This is a genomic window from Chitinophagaceae bacterium (assembly GCA_030053935.1).
Classification (GTDB): domain Bacteria; phylum Bacteroidota; class Bacteroidia; order Cytophagales; family JASGCU01; genus JASGCU01.
The window spans coordinates 1-6,159 of record JASGCU010000117.1 but is presented as its reverse complement, the minus strand read 5'-3'; the positions used below and the strand labels follow the sequence as shown (position 1 = coordinate 6,159).

4 protein-coding genes are annotated in these 6,159 nt (G+C 33.6%); all 4 read right to left on the bottom strand.

From position 1 onward, the window contains the following. Positions 1-299: 299 nt before the first annotated feature. Positions 300-2,366: a tetratricopeptide repeat protein gene (locus QM536_09265; protein MDI9357197.1), complete on the bottom strand. Its 2,067-nt coding sequence runs from the start codon at positions 2,364-2,366 to the stop codon at positions 300-302. 27 nt (positions 2,367-2,393) lie between these two features. Further along, entirely contained in the window at positions 2,394-3,233 is an 840-nt protein-coding gene (locus QM536_09260; protein ID MDI9357196.1) for a purine-nucleoside phosphorylase, read from the bottom strand. A 116-nt stretch (positions 3,234-3,349) separates the two neighbouring features. Beyond that, the gene (gene rlmN / locus QM536_09255) at positions 3,350-4,393 is read right to left on the bottom strand and encodes a 23S rRNA (adenine(2503)-C(2))-methyltransferase RlmN (GenBank protein MDI9357195.1); all 1,044 of its coding nucleotides are present in this window, start codon (positions 4,391-4,393) and stop codon (positions 3,350-3,352) included. Between the two features lie 13 nt (positions 4,394-4,406). Further along, positions 4,407-5,681 (bottom strand): efflux RND transporter permease subunit, encoded by a 1,275-nt coding sequence (locus QM536_09250; GenBank protein ID MDI9357194.1) that lies wholly within the window; start codon positions 5,679-5,681, stop codon positions 4,407-4,409. Between the last annotated feature and the right edge of the window lie 478 nt (positions 5,682-6,159).

Genomic DNA, 6,159 nt, shown 5'->3' with positions numbered 1-6,159 from the left:
CATAGATCCCAAGCTCATCGATTGTGGTTAGAAAATTGTGGCAGAGACAAAAGAGAAATTGCTGATTATGCGATGGTTGACAAAAAATTAATAGCCAAAGATGGAGAGAAAATAGGAGCAAGATATTTTATTAAGCAAAAAGTGTAAGAAAACTGCTAAATGCTTAATAAAATGATACTTATTTGTATGAAGATACTGATTATCTGTAATATATATTAATTTTCTAAGTGATAGAAAACAATATGCCCACGATTAAAATCGTAGGTTTCTTTTTTAGATTGGAACTACCCAAGCGATTTTTATTGAAGGACAGGATAGTTTTGGGTAATATCTACTCCTTTTGTTTTCAGAATATCTGAATATTTACGTGCTTCTTCTACTCTTTGTTGCCCCAAATAGAGCAAAACAAGATTGATATAAGCATTGGTATAATTGTCATTGACCTCTATACATTTCTGCCACCAATATTCTGCTTCCGAATATTGCTTTTCAAAATAGGCAATAGTCCCTAATCCCAAAGGGGCTTCGGGTTGCTTGGGGTTTAATTGAAACGACTTTGTATAAAACGCCTTCGCACTATCCAATTGTCCTGTATTTTCTGCGGTAGCGCCCAAATTAAAGTAGGTATCCCATTGTTCGGGATTGATTTCCACGCTTTTTAAGAAATATTTTTTGGCAAGGTCGTGCCTTTGTTGTTTTCGGTATAAAAGCCCTGCATTTGTCATTGCTCGCCACGACTGCGGATTTTTTTCTATCACATTTTGATAACACCAAATTGCCGAGTCGTCTTTTCCAATTTTTTCATATAAAAGAGCAAGGTTATAAAATGCCTGCCATTGATGGGGATTAGCTTTGATACCTTTCAAAAAACATACCTTTGCCTCCTTAAACTGTTCTTTTTTGAGCAAAATAAATCCCATATCGCTTAAAATATCGGGCTGATTCGGTTGTAAAATAAGGGATTGCTGCCATACTTCAATTGCCTTGTCAAAATTTCCATTATCTTTGTATTGAAGTCCTAAAGATTTCCAAGCGTGATGGCTGTGAGGTTCGGATTGGACAGCACTTATCCAAAAACTTTCTGAATTTTTAAAGTTATGAGAATGAAAGATGTTTAATCCTCCAAATAGAACGGTGATTCCTATCAACATTTTTATCAAAATGTTGCGAAATTTTTGAAAAAAATGCAGAGAAAGACACTCATTTAGGAAAAAAACAAAGGACATACAAGGGATATAAAACCTATGTTCTAGGTAGTCACTGAGTTTTCCATCGGTGGAAATAAATAGGGTTGCGGGAAATAAAAATGCTATAAACCAAAACAGAGACCAGAGGATCGTTTTGGTGGTTATTCTTTCTTTTTTGGAAAGATTTTTGAAAAAAAAAACGAAAATGCCTACATATAAAACTAATCCTAAAATAGAATGAAAGGGAGAGAAATAAGCCCAAACAGAAAGTGGAAATGGGAAGAAAAATTTGGAAGGGGCTTCTAAAAAAATGGGCAGATTGTGAATAATTGCATCAAAACCGATGACTAATTCTATTTTTGTACCCTCCAAAACGCCTCCTTCTAAAACCTTTTTTCGGGTATAGTACCAAATAATGGCACTGATAAAAGAGAAGCAGAGAAGCAGTATATTTTTTTTAACTTCGGGATGAAAACGTAGATGAGAGAAAAAAAAATAAAGGTATGCGGCTAAGACAAAAGGCAGAACAAATGCGGATTCTTTCGTGAAAAAAGCAGCCCATAAACAGAGTATATGCATTATGAAGAACCTCCAATGTTTTTTATAGGTATAGGAAACAAAAGAATTGACACTGCCTAAGATAAATACGGCTAAGAGAGTGTCATTTCTGCCAAAAATCCAAGCGACCGCTTGCACAAATAAGGGATGGACTGTAAATAAAAGGGTGGTTAAGAAAGAAAGAAAGACATCGTATTTCAATAAACAGAGGAGTTGGAACAATAAAATACAAGCTACAAGGTGATATATGATATTAGAGAAGTGGTAGATAAATGGCTCTGTTTTTCCTATTTGAGCATCTATGATAAAAGAGCTGAAAAGCATAGGTCTATGGTAATCTAAAGAATAGGAGAAATAAAATCCTTTGAAAAGATTTCCAATATTGCTGAAATAGGTCTGGTCATCTACAATAAAACCTATATCATCTAACCCGACAAATCCAAAAAATAAAATAGGAGAATAGATTAAAAATCCTCCTAATGCTATTATTCCTGCATACACAAACCATTTTTTATTATACGAGAAAGGAAAAGAAGCGGTATTTAAGATGTTTTCTTTGGTAATTTTTTTTTCTTTTTCTTTGAAAGGTATACTTTTGTGAGAGAAAGTTTTTTTTTTCATAGAGAGAGTTTTTTTATAACAATATTATTAAGAAGGAATGGAGCGAATGAGAACTTGTAATAGTTTTATAAAATGAGGTTCGGCTTTTTGCACTGATGCAATAATTTCGGGGATAAGGACTTTTTTCAAAATACCATATCCTATATCGGAAACAATAGATATTCCAAAAACATCCATATTACAATGCTTTGCAACAATAACTTCAGGGACGGTAGACATTCCTACTATATCAGCCATAGTTCCGAGTATTTTATATTCTGCGGGGGTTTCTAAACTTGGACCTGGGACGTAGATATAAGTTCCTGTTTTAAGAGGTATGTTTTCTTTTTTTCCTAAAAAAATGGCTTTTTCTATAAGTTCTGTATTGTATGGTTCGCTCATGTCGGGGAATCTATCACCCATTTCGTCCATGTTTTTGCCTCGCAATGGATTTTTTCCTAAAAAGCTTATATGGTCTTTTATGATGACCAAGTCACTTTTTTCAAAAGGAGGATGTAATGCTCCTGAAGCATTGGATATAAAAAGTTTTTCCACTCCTAAAACTTTCATAACTCGTATGGGAAAGGTAATATCGTGTAATGAATACCCTTCATAATAATGAAATCTCCCCTGCATAATGACTACTTGTTTATTTTCAAAAGAGCCAAGGATGAGTTTTCCCTTATGAAAATCCAGAGTGGGAGTAGAGAAATGAGGAATATCTTGATAGAGGAGTTCTGTTTCTATTTCCACACAATTTACTAAATTTTGTAATCCTGTTCCCAGCACAATTCCTATTTTAGGTCTTACATGAGTTCGTGAAAGAATCCAGTGAGCAGATTCTTTTACGTGTTCATAATTTTTTTCATGTTTTTTTAATGGTTTCATAGTATGTGTATTTTGTGAAGTTTATTTATTATTTTTTTCAGAATAGAGTGCATTGTTTTCTTTTGTTCTTCTATAGTTTTTTTACATTATAAGGGTTCTTCTATTTGTATATGGGTCTATTGTATGCTTTCTTTTGATGCCAATTGCCCGCAGGCAGCGGCTATATCTTTTCCTCTGCTTCTTCGGACATTTACAATTACTTCTTTTTTTTGAAGATATTCTTTGAATTTTTCTAATGCTTCGGGTTCTGCTTTTTGAAAAGATGCTTCTTGTATGGGATTATATTCTATTATATTTATTTTTACGGGAAAATGTTTGGTAAGTAAAAAAAGTTCTTGAGCATCTTTGAGAGAATCGTTCCAATCAGCAAATAGTATGTATTCAAAAGTTATTTTATTTTTTGTTTTGACATAAAAGTATCTCAGTGCTTCTATCAGTGTTTTGATATTATTGGATTCATTGATAGCCATAATGGAGTTTCTTTTGGTATCATTTGCGGCGTGGAGGGAAAGGGCAAGGTTAAATTTTACGGCATCGTCTGCTAATTTTTGTATCATCTTTGCTATTCCTGATGTGGAGAGGGTAATTCTTTTCGGGGATAGTCCGAGTCCTGTTTTTGGGGAGGTGAGTTTTTCTATGCTCATCATCACTTGAGCATAATTGAGAAGCGGCTCTCCCATTCCCATATATACTATGTTAGAGAGAGGGGAATTATATTTTTCTAGAGATTGTTTTTGTATCATTACCACTTGGTCGTATATTTCGGAGGCGTGTAGGTTTCTTTTTTTTTTCATATATCCTGTGGCACAGAATTTACAAGAGAGAGAGCATCCTACTTGTGAGGAAACGCAGGCGGTAGTTCTGTTCTCCGTGGGGATAAGAACTCCTTCTACGAGATTGGAATCGGGTAGCATAAAAGCATATTTTATAGTGTCATCTATTGCTTGTTGTTGCGAGTGAATGTGCAGGAAGGGGATAGAAAAATGGTTGGTAAGGAGATCTCGGACTTTTTGAGATATGTTGCTCATTAAGTTAAAATCGCGTATATTATTTTTCCAAATCCATTCTTCTATTTGATTTGCTTTATATTCTTTTTCTCCGTTTTGTTGCAGAAATATTTTTAATTCCGCTAATGTCAGTTGTCTTATATCTTGTTTCAAGGGATTTAAAAAATTAATGGGCTTGAGAATTTTGTTCTTCGGATATATGTCTATAAGCATTTTCCACCATCACAATTCCATCATCTACCACCACACTTATAGCAAGTGCTATTCCTGTTAAGGACATAAGGTTAGAGGAAATATGAAATGTTTCTAAGAGAATAAAACTTATACCAACAGATATTGGCAATTGTACTATAATAATAAAGGCACTTCTCCCATGAAATAAAAATAATAACACGACGAAAGATACGGTGATAATTTCTTCTATCAACACATTCTTTATAACATGTATAGCATCTTGGATGAGCGTGCTTCTGTCGTATGAAGTTTTGAAAGAGACACCTTTTGGAAGCCCTTTTTCTATTTCTTTTAATTTTTTTTTCACCGCTCCTATTACTTTATCCGCATTTTCATTATACCGCATCACAATTATGCCACCTACTACTTCTCCTTTTCCATTTTGGTCAAATATACCTAATCGTAAATCACCACCCATCTGCACATATCCAATATCTTTTATTCGTAAAGGAATGCCATCAGAGGTTTGTATTGCTATATTTTCAATATCTTCTTTGTTTTTTATATATCCTAAGCCCCGGATAATGTAGCCTATGTCACTCATTTCAAATTTTCTTCCTCCCACATCGTTATTGTTTGTTTTTACTTTATTAATAATATCTGTAAGAGATACATTATAAAATTGAAGTTTAAGAGGGTCAATGATAATTTGATATTGTTTTTCAAAACCACCAAAAGAAGCCACTTCAGCCACACCTGGAACCGTTTGCAGAGCTAATTTTATATACCAATCTTGCAAAGCACGTTGTTCTCCTAATTCTATACTCGGTGCTTCTAAATGATACCAATATATATGCCCAACACCCGTACCATCAGGACCAATAGTAGGAACTACACCATCAGGAAGTAACCGCTGTGCGTAATTAAGACGTTCTAAAACCCTCGTTCTTGCCCAATAAATATCTATTGCATCTTCAAATATTACATATATAAAGCTCATTCCAAACATAGAAGAGGCTCGTATATCTTTAATTTTCGGTATCCCTTGTAAATTACTTACTAAAGGATATGTTACCTGGTCTTCTATAATCTGAGGAGACCTTCCTTCCCATTCTGTAAAAATAATAACCTGATTTTCACTCAAATCCGGTATTGCATCTATAGGATTTTTTTCTAAAGAATATAACCCCCATGCAAAGAGTGCTAAAACTACTATTATTACCAAAAATTTATTCTTGAGTGACTGCTCTATAAGGTTATGTATCATTGTATAGTTTTATTTTATATGTAAGACAATTCCTAAAAACCACTTTTATAGAAATAATGGGTTTTAAAACTATTGGTAATCAAACAGTTACAAAAGTATAAATCTGCCAAAAAAATTTTAGGAGCAGGATCAACAAAATAATAATTTACTCGCCTTACGCAAAAGTATAATAAAATTTCATACCTTTACATTTGAGTCCACGCCGAAAGATCAATTTGATAAGTTTATAACTTTGTAAAATTCGATTACCAATAGTTTTGAAACTCAATATTTTTGTCCAAAGGACTTTTCGGGGTGCAATCATGTTTTATTATTCTTTATTAATTCCAACACTTCTTTTTCTGTTATATTGAGTGATAATGCTATAATAGAAATAGAAACCCCATTTCTATAGAGTCCAAGTACTGATTGATCTAGCATGGCTTGTCTTCCTTCTTGTCTTCCTTCTTGTCTTCCTTCTTGTCTTCCTTCTTGTCTT

Bases quoted from the DNA above. Each gene is read 5' to 3' on its own strand.
- QM536_09265 (MDI9357197.1), bottom strand. From the start codon at position 2,366: ATGAAAAAAAAAACTTTCTCTCACAAAAGTATACCTTTCAAAGAAAAA.
- QM536_09260 (MDI9357196.1), bottom strand. From the start codon at position 3,233: ATGAAACCATTAAAAAAACATGAAAAAAATTATGAACACGTAAAAGAA.
- QM536_09250 (MDI9357194.1), bottom strand. From the start codon at position 5,681: ATGATACATAACCTTATAGAGCAGTCACTCAAGAATAAATTTTTGGTA.